This window comes from Ammoniphilus soli (assembly GCF_040813775.1).
The window spans coordinates 805,388-825,978 of sequence record NZ_JBEGDL010000001.1 but is presented as its reverse complement, the minus strand read 5'-3'; the positions used below and the strand labels follow the sequence as shown (position 1 = coordinate 825,978).

Sequence of the window (20,591 nt, the reverse complement as noted above, 5' to 3'; positions counted from 1 at the left end):
AAGAGGCAGGAACAAACTTTCTTCTTGACAAATCAAAACCCCTACAAAATCGCCAGGAAGGTGTTAAGCCTACTAAGGACGATGGGGTGATGGTCATGATTTCAACTGTACGTTCTCACCACGACTATCTTCAATTTGTTACTCAAACGCTACATCAACACTACGGAGATTCGATCCACTTTCTCCAAGATTACTTTGCAGAAACGATCCTCTGGACGACTTCAATGGATCTGTCTCTTACAGCTTTTCTCATGAAGGATCGTTACTCGGCGAAAACTCAGGGTAGAAAACCGCATGATCCAGCGAATCTGCTTCGAAGCATTCTATTGATGACCAAACTTCATATGAGCGTAGATCAATGGGTCTACGCGATGCGAATCACGCCGGTCTATTCCATCCTTAGCGGTTTTCCTTCAGGGAAAACCCCGGGTGTTGGTACCTTCTACGACTTCTTTCGCCAACTCTGGCTGACGGATTCTCCTCATTTGACTAAACGAATAAAGCGCAACCTCCGTAAACCTCGAAAGAAAGGAAAGAAGAATCAGAAACAAGAACCAAAAAACCCTAAGATTACGGAAAAATTGGTTGCTCGTGCTCTTCGCTCCCATAAGATTCACTATACATCCAAAGCCCACGACCAACTTCAACGACTCTTCCAAACCTTGTTCGTGTTTCCCTCTGCTGCCAAAGGATTATTAGGGGATACCGAATCCTTTAGCGTCATCGGGGACGGTACTCCTGTTGTGACTGGAGGACGAGCCTATGGAAAATTCCTCTGCGATTGCCGCAAAAAGGGCAACTGGAAGTGTTCCTGTGACCGTCAATTTTCTGATCTTGATGCCGATTACGGCTGGGACAGCTACCGGGAGAAGTATTACTATGGCCGAACCCTTTACATGTTTAGTTCCGCAGACAGTCCATACAACTTACCGGTATATCCTAGGCTGCTAAAAGCCAGTCGGCATGATTCGGTATCTTGGATTTGCGGATACCAGGAACTGCGTCACTGGTATCCAAACTGGAAAATCGGGGAAGCGATCTTGGATTCCGCCCACGATGCCCTCCCCATCTATACCATGCTGGAACACGATGATGTTTCCGCCATCATCGACCTGAATCTCAGGCGTTCCGGCAAATTGGTATCCGGTGATATGAAAATTGGAACCGATGGTGTTCCTGTTTGCTCCATTGGCCGTAAAATGATCAACTGGGGCATGAATCGGAAAACTCATCGTAACAAATGGCGCTGTCCGGCCAAAGTCGGCAAGTGGGAGTGTCCCCATCCGTGTTCAACCTCCGAGTACGGGAGAACGTTTTACACATCAACGAAAGATAATCCTCGACTATTTCCACGTATTCGTCGCGACAGTGAAGAATGGAGACAAAGATACGCTTTGAGAACCGGAGTGGAACGCTGCATCAAGCGCCAAAAAATAGATTACAAACTTGAAGCTTCGAAGGGGCGTAGTTCCCGCCATTGGACCATTCGGGTTTACCTGATTGCCATGTGTCAGCATGCGGATGCCTGGTTGGGAGAAGCAAAGAAGGAGCAACTTCCTTCCATCGATCAATGGTTTGACACACATCGAGCAGCCTAATTTTTTTAAAATAGGTCCAGAAACATTTATTTGGCATGCATTTTTTTGAAAACTGCTTTCATAATGAGTCCCAAGAGCCAAAATAACTATCTTACCCCTAAGTCAGACCCAGAATTAAAACCTTAATTCCGAGAGTCTATTAATTTATATTGGGATGGGTAAGATCCCCATAGCAATCAAGTACCCTATAAGAAAAACAGGAATGACATAATAAAATACTAACGGAGCAAACGTCTTTTCTGGTTTTGCACCCGCTATTCCACATGCAATAAAAATAGGTGCAGAGGAAGGCGGTGAAGCACCTTCAGTTGATGCAAACATAAGGATAGCCACCACGGCCAATATGGGGTCTACCCCCGCAGAGACAAGCCCACTAAACGATACCATTCCAACAGCGGTTAACGTAGCCGTAAAAGATAGAGGGCCTGCAACCAACACAATTAACAACCCTATACTCAAAATCATTAACCATGGTTCCAAATTTAATTTCTCCATCAGAACAGTTAAATCTTCCGCTAAGCCAGTGTTCTTTGGTTTAAGCTTTTAAAACTGCATCTTTGGAATTTTCCTCGTTATAAAACTTTGGGCCTCACTGGTTATAGCTCCCTTCAATTCATTATTAAAACTCTAGTGCCTTTACATTCCCAAAAACAGATGCAGGGCCGTTAACCGGAGCAGCCCAACGAACAGCATTGGATAGTACTTTCATGATTTGCGGTTGGTGAAAGGTAGGATAAGTTTCATGTCCCGGGCGGAAATAAAAGATTTTGCCTTTTCCACGCTTAAATGTACAGCCGCTCCTGAATACCTCTCCGCCTTGGAACCAGCTAATGAAGATAAGTTCATCAGGTTCAGGAATATCGAAAAATTCCCCGTACATTTCTTCTCTATCTAATTCAATAAAAGATTCAATTCCTTCCACGATGGGATGTCCCGGATCTACGACCCATAACCGTTCTTTTTCATCAGCCACTCGCCATTTAAGTGCACAGGAGGTTCCCATCAGCTTCTTGAATATTTTTGAGTAATGACCGGAATGCAGAACAATGAGTCCCATTCCCTCTAATATCCTTGCATGAACCTTATCAATGATATGATCCTTCACTCCCTGATGAGCCAGGTGCCCCCACCAGATTAACACATCGGTTTGAGCAAGGACTTCGTCAGTTAATCCATGTTCCGGTTCATCTAAGGTTGCCGTATTTAATATAAAATCGTCCTCTTTATCCAAATATTGTGCAATAGTCTTATGGATCCCTTCAGGATAATTCATTTTCATTTTTTCTGTTTTCTGCGCATCTTTGTTATCTCGATTTTCATTCCAGACCAGTATGCGAACTGTTTTTTTCATAACCATGCCCTTCCCGCTCATCCTGTTATAATAAATCGGTTATCTTAACCCACTGCTTCGTATTTGATGATATTTCCACAGCTTCCAATACCGCTTGGTTTCTTACTCCATCTTCAAACGAAGGGGAAACTTGCTTATTTTCAGCAATTCCTTTCATGAGTTCATTCATCATACTTATGAAAGTATGCTCATAGCCAACACTGTGGCCGGCTGGCCAATAATTGGAGGCATAGGGATGTGAGTTTTCCGTTACATTAATGGTCCGGAACCCCTGAACCCCTTCTTCATCATCCGTAAAATAGACTTCCAGCATGTTCATATTCTCAAGATCCCAACGAAGCGTTCCTTTTGATCCATTGATTTCAAATTTATTTTTGTTTCGATTCCCTGCTGCAAAGCGGGTAGCCTCAAATACTCCAAAGGCTCCATTCTCAAATTCGGCAAGAAATGCTGTTGCATCATCGACATTCACGGTTCCTTTTATTCCTCCCGGTTTTTCGTCAAGAGGTCGCTCTTTGATAAAGGTTTTCATCATTCCTGTCACTTGGGCAAACTCTCCAACGAGAAATCGGGCTAGATCAATGATATGGGCACCAATATCGCCTAGAGCGCCTGAGCCTGTGACTTCCTTTTTCAATCTCCACACTAAGGGGAATTGAGGATCCATGATCCAGTCCTGCAGGTAAGAAGCTCTGATATGATAGATTTGACCTAAACGTCCTTCTTCTATAATACGTTTAGCAAGCTGGACAGCGGGAGAAAACCGGTAGTTGTGGGAAACCATATGAATGATTCCTTTATTTCTCGCTGCTTCAAGCATTTGTTTGGCCTCTTTCAGATTCATAGCAAGAGGTTTTTCGCAAATGACATGCTTTCCGGCCTCGATCGCAGCGAGAACAATTTCCATGTGTGAATAGTTTGGAGTTCCCACATCTATCAAATCGATATCTTCTCTGCGGATTAAGTCACGCCAATCCGTTTCAATCGATTCATACCCGAATTGTTCAGCGGCAGCCTTGACTCCTCCTTCATCCCGGCCGCAAATCGCTTTTAATACGGGGCGAATTTTAGAATTAAAATAGAAAGGAACATCGCGATAGGCATGGGAATGTGCCTTTCCCATAAATTTATACCCAATCATTCCCACGTTAATTTCTTTTCTTGTCATGCCCACCAAACCTCCTTAACCCTTTCCCTGATAATCAGGCTTTTAAGGTGAGCAACCGCTTTTTCAAATCCTTCTTCAATAGACATCAGGCTATCCTCATGTTCAATCGAGATGACCCCTTCATAACCTGCCGACTGGATCTTATCTAAAGCTTCATGCAGATACACGGTAAATACGCCAAGCTTCACCCATTCCACTCCTTCATTCATATTCGTAAAATAGTAAAGAGATCTATTGAATAACTTGACCGGCATTAATGCTGTAATACACTTTCGTTTATCAAGTGAGGCGTAATTTCACCTTTCAATGAACAAAGCAAGTTTTCAGCTGCAACATTCGCCATCCTCATTCTTGTCTGGATGCTTGCACTTCCGATATGAGGCAAGGTGACTACATTAGGTAGCGTAAGTAGAGGATGCTCCGGCGGTACAGGTTCTTGTTCAAATACATCTAGACCTGCCGCCCAGATGGTCCCGTTCTGTAGAGCCTCATAGAGTGCTGATTCGTTGACAATTCCACCGCGTGCCGTATTGACCAACACAGCTGACCGCTTCATCAGGGATAACTGATCTTTATCTATTAAATTTTTTGTCTCCGGAGAATACGGGGTCATGATGCAAACAAAATCTGATTCTTTGAGCAAGCCATTTAGATCCCTATAGGTAATCCCCAACTCATGTTCTGCTTCCGACTTGCGAGTACGATTATAATAGAGTACATTCATATCAAATCCTTTGGCTCTTTTAACGAGGGCCTCACCGATTCTCCCCAACCCCACGATGCCTAAAGTAGCGCCATACATCTTGCCCCGTAAGCTGCATCGGTGACCATGTATTCCATTTACCATATCTTAGATATTCTGATGCTTCTACTAATCGGCGTGCCGTTGCCATAAGAAGTGCAAACGTAAGATCAGCCGTTGTTTCCGTAAGCACCCCTGGAGTATTTGTAACCATGATTCCTCTTCTGGTCGCGGCATCGATATCAATATTGTTAAAGCCAACAGCCATATTACTGATCACTTTCAGCTTTTTGGCTTTTGCCATTAAGTCCTCATCGATTGTTTCGGTCAGCAAGCAGTATAATCCATCAATGTCTGCGATCTCCCTTTCCAAGACTTCGCGAGGAACAGGAATCTCTGTTTCTCCCCACATCCGTACTTCACAACATTCTGCGATCATGGCTACGATTTCTTCAGGAATGTTCCTAGTAATATAGACTTTTGGTTTCAACCGCTTCACAGCCTTTCATTCCATAATCCTACCTGCTTACCAACGATTTTCGGCCTAAGAACTGTTCGACTTCTTCAAAAGTCGGCAGAGCCTCATAATCCCCAATTCCGGTTACGGCGAGTGCTCCGGCAACATTAGCCAACTCCGCACACTCTCCAGGTTCCCATCCTTTCAGGACACCAGCCAGATACCCCGCACAGAATCCGTCACCCGCCCCTAGAGGGTCGATTTCATCCACTTGAAATCCTTTTACAAAAACTCGCTCATCCCGATTGGCTGTCATGCACCCTTTCGGTCCAAGTTTTAATATGACCTGGGGTACCCCCATATCGAGGAACGCAGAAATAAGCTGATCCGGTTCTATACTTTCCCGATTTAATAACAGCCTTGCTTCCTCTACACCAGGGAAGAACCAGTCAGCTTGTCTGATAATCGGCAGTAAGGTTTCCCTTGCTGCCTCTGCCGTCCACAACTTCAAACGCAAATTAGGGTCAAAGCTAATCTTGACTGAATGCTTCTTTGCCATGGCAATAGCAAATTGTACCGCATCATGACAGCTTGAACTTAAAGCCGGTGTAATCCCAGTAAGATGCAAGATCTTTGCTTGTCTTATCACATCTTCATCGATATCATCTTTGGAAAGAAATGATGCTGCGGAAAGCTTCCGATAGTAATGAACCTGAAAGTTCCCGCCTCTTCCTCGTTCTTTAAAGAAAATACCCGTTCCGGCACTGGGATCGATTTTCACCCTTGATGTATCGATTCGCTCGCCGTTTAACCGGTAAAGGATCTCCTCTCCAAACGGATCATTCCCCACTCTGCTAATCCAAGCAGCCGAATGCTTAAGTCTCGCCACTCCGATCGCGACATTGCTCTCTGCCCCAGCGATCGCTTTTGCCAATAAACCGGAGGTTTTGATTCTTCCATATTGATCCGGGGGGGTTAAGACCATCATTGTTTCCCCAAGGGTAACTAACTCTGCCATGCCATTCCTCCTAATCTTTATGTATGGATCTTAATGGACTCAGGCTGGTTGTTTGGATCGACGATCAATTTGTTTAAAAATTGAAGAGATAGCAGTAGTCCTTGACGGTCCCGTTCATTTTTAAATACTGGATCGTGCAGCCCTTCAATATCCAAGTTTCCTTCATAGCCGATTTCAATCAGCGTGGAGTACAATTTTCTCCAGTCACCTTATGTTTTAGTTTTTTATCAGGTCAGGCACCTTAATTTCCACTTGTCTGCCCGTTCTGGAAGATTCATAAATGGCATCAAGGATTAAATTAATAAACATTCCCTGCTCAGGGGTACATATTGGCTCCCTGTTATGTTCAATACAAGAGAGAAAATGGCGATGCATGTCTACTCTAGCTTCCAGATCATGATATTTAACCAATGGGAACTCATTGACAAGCTGGCCATATCGTTCCGAAAAGATCGATACCCCTTCCTCCCTATCAATGCTGGCTCCTCCATTTGTACCCATCAAATCCACAAACACTCTATCTTTCTCAATGTTCGCCGCCCAGCTGACATCAAGAGTTAAGGTTGCCCCATTATCCAAGCGAATAAATGCAGTCGCCAAATCCTCTACATTAAAGAATCCATCCTGGTTTGCAATGGTTGTGGAACGTAAATCTTTGCGGTCTGTGCTGCCGAATTTCATATAGGTAGAGCCTACTACTGATATGGGTTTAACATTTCCCATCAAATAGAGGGCCAAGTCCAGCATATGAATGCCCAAATCGATTAAAGGCCCGCCGCCGGATTGTTCCCGATTCGTAAACCAACCGCCCCAACCTGGAATACCGGCCCGTCTCATCCATCCTGATTTTGCATTATATATTTCACCAAACTCGCCATTTTCCGCATATTGCTTAATTAGCTGCACATCACGCCTAAACCGATTATTGAGTGCAATCATTAATTTTTTTCCGGTTTCTTTTTGGGCTTGCACCATGCGGTTTGCATCGATAGCATTAACTGCCATTGGCTTCTCGCACAGCACATGCTTTCCGGCATACAATGCGTCTATCGAAACTTGACAATGGATAAAGTTTGGAACTGAAATAATAACGGCATCTAATTCAGGCAAGGCTAATAATTCTCGATAATCATCATAAACTTTGGGTATGCCAAATTCTTCTGCTGTGTTTTGGGCTGCTTCCCATAAGGAATCTGCAATCCCCACGACATGAACTTCACTAATTTGCTGAAGTGCATGGAGATGATGTCTCGCAATTCTTCCAGCCCCAATAAGTCCAATGGCAAATCTATTTTTCATATGGCTTTCCACTCCTTAGATAGATTAGTCTTTTACCGCACCCGATGTAATCCCGCCAACAATATGTTTTTGGAGGGCTATGAAAATCAGAATAATAGGCAGAGAAGAAATCGTAGCAACCGCCATAAGATTATTCCATTGGGCTCCATACTCTGTAATGAACTTATAAAGGCCCATGGTTAACGGATGAATGGATTTATCTGTTGTAAAGATTAAGGCGAACAAAAAGTCTCCCCATGCATACAAGAAACACAAAGCACCGACTGTTAATATTCCGTGTTTAATGCACGGTACCATCACACGCCAAAAAGCGGAAAATTTATTGCATCCATCTATGAGAGCAGCCTCTTCCAACCCCTTGGGAACGGCTAGAAAATAAGGGCGCAGCATCAATACCGCAAAAGGTAATGTATGTGTTGTATTCGCTACAATCAAAGAGGTAAAGCTGTTGAGTAAACCTAACTTTGAAAATACAATAAATAGAGGCATAGCCATCATAATGCTGGGAAGCATTTGAATTGTCAGAAGTAAAATTAATATAATACTTAACCCTCTTAGTTTATATCGCGCCATAGCATAAGCGAATGGTGTAGCAAGAAGCAGGGTCAAAATTAATGTTCCAAATGATATAACCGCGCTGTTAAAAATGTACTTGAAAATACTCTGATCCTTTACAAAATTATCAATATATGCTTTCCATGTCATCTCGTAAGGAAACAAATGCGGCGGACTGCTAAACAACTCTGACATCGGCTTTAGCGATGTCACCACCATCCAATAGATGGGGAATAGAAAAAGAAACGTGGAAAGAATGGCAATGGCTGCAGCTCCGTAATTTCTGCCACCAAATAGTCTAGTGCCCATTATAATTGTTCCTCCTTTCGCATCAACAAAAGATAGAGGACAGCGATAGCAGCCAAAATGACGAACATAATTGTGGAAACAGCCGCTCCCAAACTAAACTCAAACCCGTCGAATGCCAACTGGTAGGCATAGAATGGAAGGACCATGGAGGAATTCACGGGGCCGCCGCCAGTCATAATAATAATCAGGTCAAATGCTTTAAACGTATAAATAATCCCTAGAATCAAAAGAATTAAAATAGTAGGCCGAATCATCGGCAATGTGATATGGAAGAATTGGCGAATGCGACCCGCCCCATCTATTTTGGCTGCCTCGTACAACTCTAAAGGGATCGATTGCAATCCGGATAAAAGAATTAACATATTAAAGGGAACTCCAACCCAAATATTTGCAATCATGGTTGTGGCTAAGGCAGTCCTTGTATCGCTTAACCATAAATGAGGCTCATCAATAATCCCTAACGCTTGAAGAATATAGTTAATAATTCCCGTATCATCTCCTGCGAACATCCATTGGAAAAGGGTTCCGACAATGACAACCGGCATCATCCAAGCCAACAAAATGATGGAACGCATGGTATCCCTTCCGGGAAATTTCAAATTGAAAAATAATGCAAAAGCAAACCCAATGACAAATTGCCCTAAAATACTTAATCCTGTATAAAGAATGGAGTTTTTAAAGGAACTTGAAAATAAAGGATCCTTTAAAACGGTTTGATAATTAGTCCATCCTATATACTCTTGAATGCCATTGAGATTCATAAGGGTTACATTTTTAAAACTGAGTAAAATATTATAAACAATCGGAAACACCATAAATCCCATTAAAAAAATCAGCCCGGGCAAAATGAATAAATAATTGGTTAATTGACTTATCTTTATTTTATTCATTTTGTATCCTACTTCATTTTTTATTGCCTGCTGATCCTTTATCGTATTCGTACGTTGCATCACAACCCCCCCTTTTTCTTAGATGAATAAATGAAGAAATATAAACTTTTTGGAATAAAGGGATGATGAAGCTCACTTCTTCATCCCTTATTGGATACTTTATTGTAATAGCGGCTTTATTTTTGCATTTGCGTCTTTCACTGCATCCTCAGGCGATTTCACACCTGTTAATACCGACTGAACCATTTCCTGGACTGCGCTGGAAATCTTAGGATAGTTTGGTCCGTATGAACGTGCTCTCGAATTTTCCATACTATCCGCAAATACCTTCATTATTTTATTGTCCTGCCAATTAGGCTCTTGAATCATATCCTTGCGGCTTGGAAGACGGCCTGAAGTTTTCACAAACTCTCTAATGTTATCTGGTTCGTTGGCAAACTTAATAAAGTCCCAAGCTGCCTCCTTTTGTTTCGATTGGGAAGTGATGGCCCAGTTAAAGCCGCCTAGAATCGTTGCACTCTGTTTATAGCTTGGAAGAGGAACCGCATTCCATTCAAATTTGGCATCTTTTAAATCGCTTCCAAGATTCCAAGTACCATTGACCATCATCGCTACCTTTTGGGATGCAAATTGCAAACTCAAATCACCATGCTTTAGATTGATGACTTCTTTAGACATATATCCGTTATCTACTAGATCCTTCCAAAATTTAATAGCATCAATAGTTCCTTGACTATCAAAACTGTTTAAGTCTGATCCCGCTTGCCATATCCAAGGCAATAACTGGAAGGTTGCGGTTTCATTTTGTTTAGCGGCTACGCCGAGACCATATACTCCGGATTTGGTTAAATTTTTTGCAGCTTCCTTTAATTCATCCCAAGTTTTCGGAGGCTGAATCCCTGCATCCTTCAACATTTTCTCATTGTATATGAGGGCTAAATTATTACTGCTAACAGGAACCCCATAGCTTTTATCCTTGAGTACCGTTGAAGACCATGGGCCCTCAAAGTATTGATTCGATTGTCCCCATTCTTGAACTTCTTTTGTGATATCAGCAAGAATGCCAGCTGCTGCGAAAGATTGATGATCCGGATTATCTAGCCAAACAATATCCGGGAGCTCATTTCCTACACTGCTAGTTAAAAGTTTATTTTTAATGTCACTAAATGGAACAAAGGATTGTTCGATTTTTACGTTGGGATTCGCCTTTTCGTATTTTGCTACCAGATCATCTAATGCTTTGGCTTCAGCCTCATCATCTACGGAGTTCCACCAAGTAACTGTAATCTTCTCATTTCCGGGTTTGCCAGTACTCTCCGGGCTGGCCGTTTGGGTTGGATTGGATCCGCAAGCAACAAGGAATGATAACGATAAAGCGGTTAAAATTGAACTGAACTTCTTGATCACAATGAATCCCCCTTTTTTTATTAAAAATGATGTGCGTATTTGGCCTAAGACCCATTCATCTTCGTGTAATGGAATCCCCCCTTTGGATTTTGATGTCAAGATAGTATATTGGAATCGCTTGCAAGCGAATGTCCACAGGACTAACGGATGATCAAATCATCTTTAAGCATAATTGGAGATTTCTTTATTGATGTAAAGGTTTACATTCTGTTAAAAGAGAACTCACAATGGACATAAGGGATATGAGAGCGGAGGATACCTTTCTATCTCTGATACGATTGAGCTTAGAAGGTATCCTCGTTTCCCTCTTTGAAATAGTTATACAAAGGGGGAATCATCTCATTATCGTTTAGCGTGTGATGCCGCATGCTTGTGGATGATCATCATTCACCAATGCCAAATCTGCCGCTTTGGCATTTGATTCTACTTGCTCCACACTTTTGCATCCGGGTATCACGCAAGTGACAGCAGGATGCTGAAGGCACCAGGCGAGAGCCCATTGAGCCATATCAACACCTTTAGGAACTTCCGAGCGTTTGATTTCTTAGACCAAGCGAAGTTGTTCTGCCTTTTTGCCTTCTGGACCCCAATCCCAATTGGACCGATGATCTTTTGATCCGAATGCGGACCCGGAACCATATTTGCCGGTTAACAATCCACTTGCAAGCGGAACACGTGCCAAAACGCCAAGATTTTGTTTTCGACAGGAAGGAAATACTTGTTCCTCAGGGATTCTGTCCACGCGATTATAGACAACCTGGATTACTTCCGCATTAATCTTTCCTGCTGAATCGGTTTGATGCAGATTATCGTTGCTCCCGATTGAAATTCCCAAGGCCTGATTTTTCCCGCCTGTACTTGTTTATCCAAAGCTGTCCACAGGTCATCTTGATCAAACGCTTCATTACTTCCGGAATGGAATTGGTAGATATCAATATAGTCAGTACGCAGGGCTCTTAATGAGTCATCCAATTGCTGCAACACCTCTCCTGGAGACCAATGATCCGTACGATTGAAATCTCCATGAAAATGATGACCAAACTTGGTTGCAACAATCCAATCCCCACGGTTCCGCTCAATTGATTTTCCGATAAAAGCTTCCGAGAGATGGTCTCCATAGCACTCTGCCGTATCAATCAAATTGATTCCTAATTCCTTTGCACAGCCTAATATTTGATCAACCTCTTGTTGGGTAAATTCCTTGCCCCATTCTCCGCCGAACTGCCAAGTTCCAACGCCTACGACCGATACTTTTAATCCTGTTTTTCCAAGAGTGCGATATTTCATATGATCTACTCCCAATTCACCTATTTATTAGAGACTTGTCTTATAAATTCTCTCATTAATCCCGGCAAGTCGGGCCAAGCATGGCCGGATATTAAGTTTTTATCAACATGCAAATTTTCTGAAACATAGGTAGCTCCCATACTCTCCACTTCCGGTTTGCAAGCGATATAAGCGGTCATTTCTCTTCCCCGTAACTGATCTTTTAAAGTGGCTAATACCAAAGTTGCATGGCATACGATCGCAATAGGCTTATTCGTTTCAAAGAAATGACTGACAATCCCGGGGAGATGTTCATTCAGGCGGATATACTCAGGTGCCCTTCCACCGGGTATGATCAAGCCATCATACTTACTTGGGTCTACTTCCGAGAAAGATATGGTGGCTTCAATTTGATATCCCCTTTTCTCCGTATATGTCTCCCAGTCTTCCATATCATGAATGACGGTATGTAACATTTTTTTATTAGGGGCAGCAATTGTGGTTTCAAAACGTTCTTCCAAACAACGGTAGTAAGGATAATAGATTTCTAATGCTTCTACAGCATCACCGGAAACAATTAATACCTTAGACATAACAACACCTCATTCATCTTTTTGTATTTACGGCAGAACTCGTGTAATCGATTCCACACCTGTTAAAAAAATTTAAAAGCTTGATTTTAGGTTATATAACTTTGTTTCTAAAAAAGTTTGCCCCGTGATCAACCATCCCCTTTCAATTGGCCTTCATTATCTTCATTACTTAGCCCAGATGTGTGTAATCGATTCCACGCCTATTAAAAAAATATATAAGCTTGATTTTAGGTTATTTAACTTTGTATCTAAAAAAGTTTGCCCCGTGATCAACCATCCCCTTTCAATATTGGCCTTCATTATCTTCATTACTTAGCCCAGATGTGTGTAATCGATTCCACGCCTATTAAAAAAAATTCAAAGCTCTAGATTCAGGTTATTTAACTTTGTATTTGAAGATATTTTTCCCGTGCTCGATCATGTCCCATCTCTAAATTGTGTAATCGATTCCATACGCAATAAAAAAAATTTTATAAAACGCTTGATTCCCGGATGCATAATTTTGTATCCAGAATGATTCTCTGATGATCAACCATATCACCATTCTCCAAACAGCCTATCAACTTTTCCATCGATTTCAACCCAATTAGAAAGATAGGCTGATCAATGGTTGTCAATTTCGGACTGACAACCGTGGCCATCGGGTTATTATCAAACCCTACAACCGCCATTTCTTTTGGGACATGGACTCCATATTCCTGCAGGGCTTGGATGACTCCAACAGCCATATCGTCATTCGCAGCAAAAATCGCTGACGGCCGGTCTTTTAACTGGAGAAGATTATTGGTGCACTGATACCCGCCTTCAATCGTAAAATCGCTATGCTGGATCCATTCTTCGAAAACGGTTAAACCATTTTCCTCAAGGGCTTGTATGTACCCTTTTTTTCGATCACGGCACAAAGTAATATGCTCAGGTCCATTGATAAATGCGATTCGTTGATGTCCCAACGAAACCAGATGTTCGACAGCCATCCTGGCGGCCTTGGTATCGTCGATTACAACAGCGGGAATGCTGTCATCATCCGTGTATCCGCAAGCTATTACAATGGGTCCATACTGCAGGTAAGCCTTCACCACATCTGGAGAATTATTTAATCCCGCCATTATTAACCCGTCCACTTGCTTTTGCTCCAGCATGCGCAAATATCGCATTTCTCGGGCCGGATCCCCTCCCGTATTGCAAAGAATAATATTATAGCCCTTTTTAATTGCTACTTCTTCCATCCCATACAGTAAATTGCCATAGAACGGATTTGAGACTCTAGGAATAAGAACAGCTATTAATTTGGTTTCTTTCTTCCGAAAGTTCCGTGCAACATTACTCGGTTGATAATTTAATTTTCGTATAACATTAAGCACATTTTTCCTTGTCGCTTGATCTACCCGAGGACTGTTATTAAGAACCCGTGAAACGGTGGTTCTTGATACTCCAGCCTCCTTAGCAACATCCATAATCGTTGCCACACCATTCACCTCTTAATCATAGTAAACCATAACTCTAAAACAATGACAACACCATGGAATCGATTCCTTATTTAATTTTCTTTTATTATCTTAACTTTTCGCGATTTATCTAACATTTACGCATTTTATGTATTTTTGGGTATTATCTAAAAAAATAACTTTCTACCTGTTTAATTCTGTATTCATGAAAGCTATTATAGGATAATAGATGGAATTCATGTTGCTATCGATATTGCGACCAGGTTGATTTTTACCCATATAGATCAATCCTACGCCAGTAGGAAATAGAATTCGTGACCCAAAACATACTTGTAATATCACAAAAGAGCAGGAGTGGGGATAATCCTGCTCTTTAAAAAATGGTATATTCTGTTGTATTTTCAACGTGTGCAAATCAAGGTTGCAAATTTACGATGGATCAAGCACTCAAACGTGCTCTCAAGTAGAACAATTCATAAGTGACCCAGCGTTTAATGAAATAAGCACTTTCTCCGTTAATGAAAGGACCGTACCCCCTGGAGTCGTCTCCTCCTTCGGGTTGTTCGATCTTGTTAACTTCCGTCCCTAGATCGGCCAGAACCATGGAGGCGTAAGGGCCAGCCAGCGCCCTTGTCAAATCCAGCACACGAATCCCCTGCAAAGCTTTTGCCACTCATCCTTCCCCCCTTGCCAGCATTTTCCTCTATTCCTTTTAGTGCAACCCGTTGGGAGACTTGTGAATGAACATGTAATTGAATTTCTTTAACCTTTCTTCTGGAGAAGGCGAGACCCCCGGTTTTGCTTCCCTTAATCTACCATTTTCCACAGCCGGGTCATCCAATCTAGCAGATAATACATCAGCCAATTTCCTTCTCCATTCCTGCAGGATAAAATCTTTTTCAGAAGACAAATTCCTCATCTCATGGGGATCCTCTTGAATATGGAAGAGCAGTTCTTTTCCATCTTCTTCATACCAAATATATTTCCATTTCCCATCGGTTAGCATCAACGACCGTTTTCCCAAATTTCCAAACTCGCCAAGAATCACTTCACGAACGGATTCCGCAGGATCCTTCACCATGGCAACTAAGCTTTTCCCATCAATCGATTCAGGACATTGAGCCTGACCAATATGTAAGCATGTTGGCATAATATCCTGTAAACCAACGACCGATTCATTTACGGTTCCAGGCATCCAAGCAGGTCCCAAAGCATGTAACCAATTCTCCTTTTCTAAAGGGGGAGCGATAATTAATGGAATATTGCAGGCCCCTTTAAGAAAGCTTCCCTTTTGCCACAGTCGATGGTCGCCTAGATTGTCCCCATGATCCGATGTAATTATAAACCAAGTGTTATCGAGTATCCCTTCCTCATGAAGCGTTCCGATGATCCTTCCAATTTGTCGATCTACGTGGGTAATCATCGCAAAAAAGGATCGATATGCGAGATCCAACTTTTTATCTGAACTTAAATCCCCATAACGAATTAGATTTGTCTGATGAAACTCCGCATGCTCTCGATCATTAGCCCAATCCCCAATATGCGGCTTTGGCATTTCATCCCGGTCATACATATAAAGGTCCTTCAATAAAGGCGTCAACGGCGGATGAGGGGCGGTAAAGGAAGCCCACATAAACAACGGCCTTGTCCAATCACGACGTTTAATTTCCTTGCAGGTTTGGTGACCGATCCATTCCGTAGGATGCAAATGGTCAGGCAGATGCCATGGAGTAGCAGCATACTCATTAATCGCCATGCCATGCGCATGGGCTAGTCCAGGATACCCCTGCTCAGCTAGCCATTGCTCGTAATCATCATACCCCCGGTTTTCTCCATAGGGCTTGCCTAATAAGCGTCCCTCTTCACAAAGAAGCATAGTCTCAAAGCCGTAATGACGGCGCTCTGGGTAAACATGCATTTTTCCCACCACTTTGGTTTGATAGCCTGCATCGTGCAATTGCTGAGGCAACGTTTCTTGAACCGGGAGCTCAAAGCCCGACCGGAACTCCGTTAGCCCATGCGAATGTCCCTCAAGGCCCGTCATAATCGTAGCTCGAGCTGGAATGCAGATCGGAGTCGGTGAATAAGCCTGCGAAAAACGAACTCCTCTTGTCGCCAGCTGATCAATGTGTGGGGTCTGAATAATCGGATGGCCCGCACATCCCAAAAAATCGCCCCGTAAGTGGTCACAAGTAATGAGAACAATGTTCGGTTGCTTGCTTTTCAGCTTCATCATCTCCCCTGGAAGGATTTAGCGCACTAGTATGATTTTATAATTCGATGTCGCTTGCCAACATGGATCGCTTGCTTCTCATACCGCTGACAATGCTCAAAACTAAGATGAGCAAAGCAATTCCCATGATTGTTGCCGAGATAGGACGTGTAAAGAAGATGTAGATGCCGTTATCTGAGGTAGCCAGGGATTGCAATAACGAAGTTTCAATCTGTGCTCCCAACACAAAGGTCAGCATCGTTGCGGCAATGGGGATATCCAATTTTTTCATCATGTATCCGATAACGCCGCAAATCACCATCATCACCAGATCCCACATACTATTGCGAACACTGTAGGTTCCTATTAAAGTAAGGATCAAAACGATAGGGAACAAAAGCTTATTGGGAATGGTAGAAATCTTAGCCCACATACCGGCTAAAGGCATATTCATGATTAAGAGAATGACATTTCCTACAAACATGCTGGCAATAACGCCCCATACAAAGTCAGGATTACTTCTAAACAGGGCAGGTCCCGGGGTTAAGCCATGCATAATAAACGCACCAAGCAAGATAGCAACCGTGGGTGAACTCGGCAAACCTAAGGTAAACAAAGGAATTAAAGCCGCACCACTGTGGGCATTGTTGGCTGTCTCTGGACCTGCAATCCCTTCAATGGCCCCTTTTCCAAAACGAGACGGGTCTTTGGCTAATTTCTTCTCCATGGTATAAGACAAGATGGAAGCAATAACCGAGTTTGCTCCGGGAATCAATCCGAGAATCATCCCGATTCCTGTTCCCCTCCCGATCGATTTCATGGCGGGCTTCCACTCTTCTCGACGAGGAAGCAGGCCATTTATCTTTCCTGGCTTATCCATATTGGAGGGATTTTCCATATTGATCAAGATCTCTGATATAGCGAATAATCCCATCGCCACAACAGCGAAATCAATTCCGTCCAATAGCTCCAGTCGGTTAAAGGTAAAACGATTGACCCCTGACATGGGGTCTGCGCCAATCATCGATAAAAGCAAGCCAATGGATGCAGCGATCAACCCTCGGACAAGAGATCTTCCCATTAAGGCAACCAACATTAACAAGCCCAGTAACATAATGGAAAAGAACTCCGGCGGACCAAACCGAAGCGCAAAGCTAGACAGCGCCGGGCCGATAAACGTTAAACCCAGGATTGCTACAATCCCTCCAATAAACGATCCGATAGCCGACACACCAAGCGCTACCCCTGCACGTCCTTGCTTAGCTAATTGGTGCCCATCGATACAGGTAATAAGGGATGCTGCCTCACCAGGCACATTGATGAGAACAGAAGTAATCGTCCCTCCATACATGGCTCCGTAAAAAATTCCTGAAAGCATGATGATCGCGGACACGGGCTCCATCCCGAAGGTAAGCGGGATAAGAAGAGCCGTTCCCGCCACGGGTCCCAGTCCCGGCAAAACACCGATAAACATGCCAACAGATACCCCAATGAGACAGTAGAGAAGATTCCACCAGGTAAGCGCCGTTTCAAATCCATGCATTAATGACATGAGTGAATCCATTCTGCCGCCTCCTTAAAATAAAATTCCATTCACCGGTAATGGGACACTTAGTACATTGTTAAACAGCCAAAACAGGAAAAGGGATATCCCCACAGACAGGGCAACATTGATGTACCATTTATACCCTTTGAAGAATACTAGAAACAGGAAGACCATACTCGCTGCGATCATCCCTGCCAGGTAAAAAAGAAGGAGAAAAACAACCAGACATCCCAGTACGGATAAAACATTTTTTAACGCCTCTCCCTTGGGCCATTTTTCACTGCTGACATTCTTCCCCTTTACGGATTCAAAGACATAGAAGATGGATAGGATCATAAGGATACCGCTTAGATAAAGAGGAAAAAAACCAGGTCCGGGTCCTACATTACTAGAATAGTCGTAGTCAAATGATAGAATGAAAAATAAGAGAGAGAACAGGAATATAACCATTCCAGCCCATAACCCCGCGTTCCTTTTGGTTCTTGCTTGATTTATGGGAACCGCCTTATCTGCTTGGTTCGGCCTCGTTTCGGAGATCATTGTTTCTTCTCTTGCTAATAATTCCCCTTGATTGATACTCATTGCTTTCCCTCCTTTTTCGATTCACTGCTAGGGAAGAGGTATTTGCTCTCCCCTACACCTTTTACTTAATTAACCCTGTCAGTCTTAGGGTTTCTCCATCAATGTTAAAGTTGTTGGTTAAGTCCTTCTGAAAATCTTCAGGACCGCCATAGTAAGGTTCAAGTGCAAGGTTCTTGAACTGTTCTGTCACTTCCGGATCTTCTAACGCTTTCTTAAAGGCATCGTGAAGAATCGTCAGTTCTTCCTGCGGTAAGCCCTTAGGGGCTATAATCCCGGACAGCTTGTTTTCCTCAATGTTGAAGCCCTTTTCCTTTAATGTCGGAATATCTCCTGCACTAGTTCCTGATGATGTAAATAGCGGACGAATCTCACCTGACTCCAACTGAGCTTTCACAGCACTAGGAATAGCGACCGTACCCTGGACATGCCCTCCAAGAAGGCCTGTTACTGCAGGAGCGAAACCATCGAACGGAACAATCTTCATCTGAATGCCTGCATCATGGTTTAATCTTTCAAGCAGTCCTTTGGCTCCGGCGACAGTGGCCACCTTGAACTGTTGCGGGTTTTGCTTGACATATTCCAACCATTCCTCAAAGTTTTTCCACGGCGCATCTGCTTTTACATACAGAAATCCATCCTGGCGATAGATTCTCATAACGGATTGAAAACTGTCGTGCGTATAGGGTGTGTTGCCAAAATGCGGTTCAGAAGTGATGGTGGACGATGGGATAAAACCGAGAGTATATCCATCCGGCTTGGATTTAAAAACCTCGGAGACACCAATCGTATTACTTCCTCCTGGTTTATTCACCACGACAACAGATTGTCCATTCGGAAGATACTTCGGGACAACCTTGGCAAATACACGAGCAATGGTATCTGTACTGCCACCCGGTGGGGTAGGCACAATTAACTGAATCGGTTTTTCTGGAAAACTCGCTGCTCCTGATGGTTGAGCAGATTGCGAACATCCGCCTAACAGGAGGGATAAACTCATTAAGGAAAATAGTAGCGGTCTCATTTCAGCATGACATCCCTTCAATCATTGTCTCAAGTATTCTCACGACTCTTTGTTCTATTTTTTAGGAAAGGGGAGAGGAGAAATTTCTAGCCTGTCCTCTCCCGCCTTTCGATGAATTACTTAATCAAACCCATTTCCCTCAAATTATCCCCGTCAATTTTGAAGTTATCTTCCAAGTTTTTCTGGAATTCTTCCGGACCGCCATAGTACGGCTCATATCCAAGCTTACGCATCTGATCAACCACTTCAGGATCTTCTAGCGCTTGTTTGAACGCATCGTGCAGAATCTTTAGCTCTTCCTGCGGCAATCCTTTCGGAGCAATAATCCCTGTATATTTGTTTTCCTCAATCTTGTAGCCTTTCTCCTTCAACGTAGGAACATCCCCTACATCTCGGCCTGAGGTACTGAACAGCTGTCGGATCTCGCCCGACTCAATCATTGCCTTCGCTTCAGCCGGAACGCCAATCGTAGCATCCACATGGCCGCCTAAGAAAGCGGTCAAGGCAGGACTGCTGCCATCAAATACAACAATCTTCATCTGAATCCCTAAATCACGGTTAATTCTCTCCAATACAGGCTTGGCTCCAGCAACCGTAGAAACCGAAAATCCTTCCGGGTTTGCTTTAACATAGTCAAGCCATTCTTCAAAGGTTTTCCAAGGTGCATCCCCTTTCACGAGCACAAAGCCGTCAGCCTGCATGGTCCTCATGATCGTTTGGAAACTGTCATAGGTATATGGCGTATTTCCGTGATGAGGATGGATCGTAATGGTAGATGAAGGAACATAACCGATGGTGTATCCATCCGGTTGGGCTTTGAAAACTTCTACGACTCCCAGTGTATTACCGCCACCAGGTTTATTGACCACAACGACCGATTGTCCATTCGGGAGATACTTCGGAGCCACTTTGGCTAACGTACGGCCAATCGTGTCATAAGCCCCACCAGGAGCAAATGGCATGACCATTTGAATCGGTTTATTCGGGAAATCGCTCTTAGGCTTCTCTTCTTGCTTTCCTTCAGCCGTTTGCTCGGCGGGTTTAGCTACCTCTGCTTGTTGGGTGGATTGAGAGCATCCACCAACGATAAGAGAAAAGATCAACGTAGACAACATGGCAAGTTTTTTCAATT

General features: G+C 43.2%; 17 protein-coding genes and 4 pseudogenes. 1 reads left to right on the top strand and 20 read right to left on the bottom strand.

What is annotated here, in order from left to right; translation table 11 throughout:
• Positions 1–95: 95 nt before the first annotated feature.
• Complete coding sequence (locus ABLT31_RS04565; protein WP_367749303.1) at positions 96–1,598, top strand: DDE transposase; 1,503 nt, start codon at positions 96–98, stop codon at positions 1,596–1,598.
• Between the two features lie 144 nt (positions 1,599–1,742).
• Here the strand turns inward: ABLT31_RS04565 and ABLT31_RS04560 are convergent.
• The 20 genes and pseudogenes from ABLT31_RS04560 to ABLT31_RS04465 all read right to left on the bottom strand — a co-directional run.
• Positions 1,743–2,111, bottom strand: a pseudogene (locus tag ABLT31_RS04560) (TRAP transporter large permease subunit); the annotation flags it as partial.
• Between the two features lie 106 nt (positions 2,112–2,217).
• A complete protein-coding gene (locus ABLT31_RS04555; RefSeq protein WP_367749302.1) occupies positions 2,218–2,949 on the bottom strand; it encodes a ThuA domain-containing protein in 732 nt (243 codons plus the stop codon).
• Between the two features lie 25 nt (positions 2,950–2,974).
• Positions 2,975–4,117, bottom strand: coding sequence for a Gfo/Idh/MocA family protein (locus tag ABLT31_RS04550; protein WP_367749301.1), 1,143 nt, complete (start codon positions 4,115–4,117; stop codon positions 2,975–2,977).
• The gene (locus ABLT31_RS04545; RefSeq protein WP_367749300.1) at positions 4,114–4,326 is read right to left on the bottom strand and encodes a hypothetical protein; all 213 of its coding nucleotides are present in this window, start codon (positions 4,324–4,326) and stop codon (positions 4,114–4,116) included. Before ABLT31_RS04545 ends, ABLT31_RS04550 begins: the two co-directional genes overlap by 4 nt.
• A 44-nt stretch (positions 4,327–4,370) precedes the next feature.
• Positions 4,371–5,349 (bottom strand): annotated as a pseudogene (locus tag ABLT31_RS04540) (2-hydroxyacid dehydrogenase).
• A 28-nt stretch (positions 5,350–5,377) separates the two neighbouring features.
• Positions 5,378–6,334: a sugar kinase gene (locus ABLT31_RS04535; protein WP_367749299.1), complete on the bottom strand. Its 957-nt coding sequence runs from the start codon at positions 6,332–6,334 to the stop codon at positions 5,378–5,380.
• Positions 6,335–6,351: 17 nt separating this feature from the next.
• The gene (locus ABLT31_RS04530; RefSeq protein ID WP_367749298.1) at positions 6,352–6,528 is read right to left on the bottom strand and encodes a hypothetical protein; all 177 of its coding nucleotides are present in this window, start codon (positions 6,526–6,528) and stop codon (positions 6,352–6,354) included.
• Between the two features lie 22 nt (positions 6,529–6,550).
• Positions 6,551–7,633 carry a Gfo/Idh/MocA family protein gene (locus ABLT31_RS04525; RefSeq protein ID WP_367749297.1) on the bottom strand — a complete coding sequence of 361 codons (1,083 nt, stop codon included), beginning with the start codon at positions 7,631–7,633 and terminating at the stop codon, positions 6,551–6,553.
• A 24-nt stretch (positions 7,634–7,657) separates the two neighbouring features.
• Positions 7,658–8,497, bottom strand: coding sequence for a carbohydrate ABC transporter permease (locus ABLT31_RS04520; RefSeq protein WP_367749296.1), 840 nt, complete (start codon positions 8,495–8,497; stop codon positions 7,658–7,660).
• Positions 8,497–9,447: a carbohydrate ABC transporter permease gene (locus ABLT31_RS04515; RefSeq protein ID WP_367749295.1), complete on the bottom strand. Its 951-nt coding sequence runs from the start codon at positions 9,445–9,447 to the stop codon at positions 8,497–8,499. Before ABLT31_RS04515 ends, ABLT31_RS04520 begins: the two co-directional genes overlap by 1 nt.
• Before the next feature lie 99 nt (positions 9,448–9,546).
• Positions 9,547–10,794, bottom strand: a complete 1,248-nt coding sequence (locus tag ABLT31_RS04510; protein WP_367749294.1) for an ABC transporter substrate-binding protein — start codon at positions 10,792–10,794, stop codon at positions 9,547–9,549.
• A 349-nt stretch (positions 10,795–11,143) separates the two neighbouring features.
• Positions 11,144–12,081, bottom strand: a pseudogene (locus tag ABLT31_RS04505) (aldo/keto reductase).
• 20 nt (positions 12,082–12,101) lie between these two features.
• A complete protein-coding gene (locus ABLT31_RS04500; RefSeq protein WP_367749293.1) occupies positions 12,102–12,653 on the bottom strand; it encodes a DJ-1/PfpI family protein in 552 nt (183 codons plus the stop codon).
• A gap of 470 nt (positions 12,654–13,123) precedes the next feature.
• Positions 13,124–14,119, bottom strand: coding sequence for a LacI family DNA-binding transcriptional regulator (locus tag ABLT31_RS04495; RefSeq protein ID WP_367749292.1), 996 nt, complete (start codon positions 14,117–14,119; stop codon positions 13,124–13,126).
• Positions 14,120–14,591: 472 nt separating this feature from the next.
• Positions 14,592–14,771, bottom strand: a pseudogene (locus tag ABLT31_RS04490) (CoA transferase); the annotation flags it as partial.
• Positions 14,772–14,810: 39 nt separating this feature from the next.
• Positions 14,811–16,334: a sulfatase-like hydrolase/transferase gene (locus tag ABLT31_RS04485; protein ID WP_367749290.1), complete on the bottom strand. Its 1,524-nt coding sequence runs from the start codon at positions 16,332–16,334 to the stop codon at positions 14,811–14,813.
• Between the two features lie 34 nt (positions 16,335–16,368).
• Positions 16,369–17,874 carry a tripartite tricarboxylate transporter permease gene (locus ABLT31_RS04480; RefSeq protein WP_367749289.1) on the bottom strand — a complete coding sequence of 502 codons (1,506 nt, stop codon included), beginning with the start codon at positions 17,872–17,874 and terminating at the stop codon, positions 16,369–16,371.
• A gap of 12 nt (positions 17,875–17,886) precedes the next feature.
• A complete protein-coding gene (locus ABLT31_RS04475) occupies positions 17,887–18,438 on the bottom strand; it encodes a tripartite tricarboxylate transporter TctB family protein (protein ID WP_367749288.1) in 552 nt (183 codons plus the stop codon).
• A gap of 61 nt (positions 18,439–18,499) precedes the next feature.
• Positions 18,500–19,459: a tripartite tricarboxylate transporter substrate binding protein gene (locus ABLT31_RS04470; protein ID WP_367749287.1), complete on the bottom strand. Its 960-nt coding sequence runs from the start codon at positions 19,457–19,459 to the stop codon at positions 18,500–18,502.
• A gap of 116 nt (positions 19,460–19,575) precedes the next feature.
• On the bottom strand, positions 19,576–20,589 hold the full coding sequence (locus tag ABLT31_RS04465) for a tripartite tricarboxylate transporter substrate binding protein (protein WP_367749286.1): 1,014 nt from the start codon (positions 20,587–20,589) through the stop codon (positions 19,576–19,578).
• Positions 20,590–20,591 lie beyond the last annotated feature (2 nt).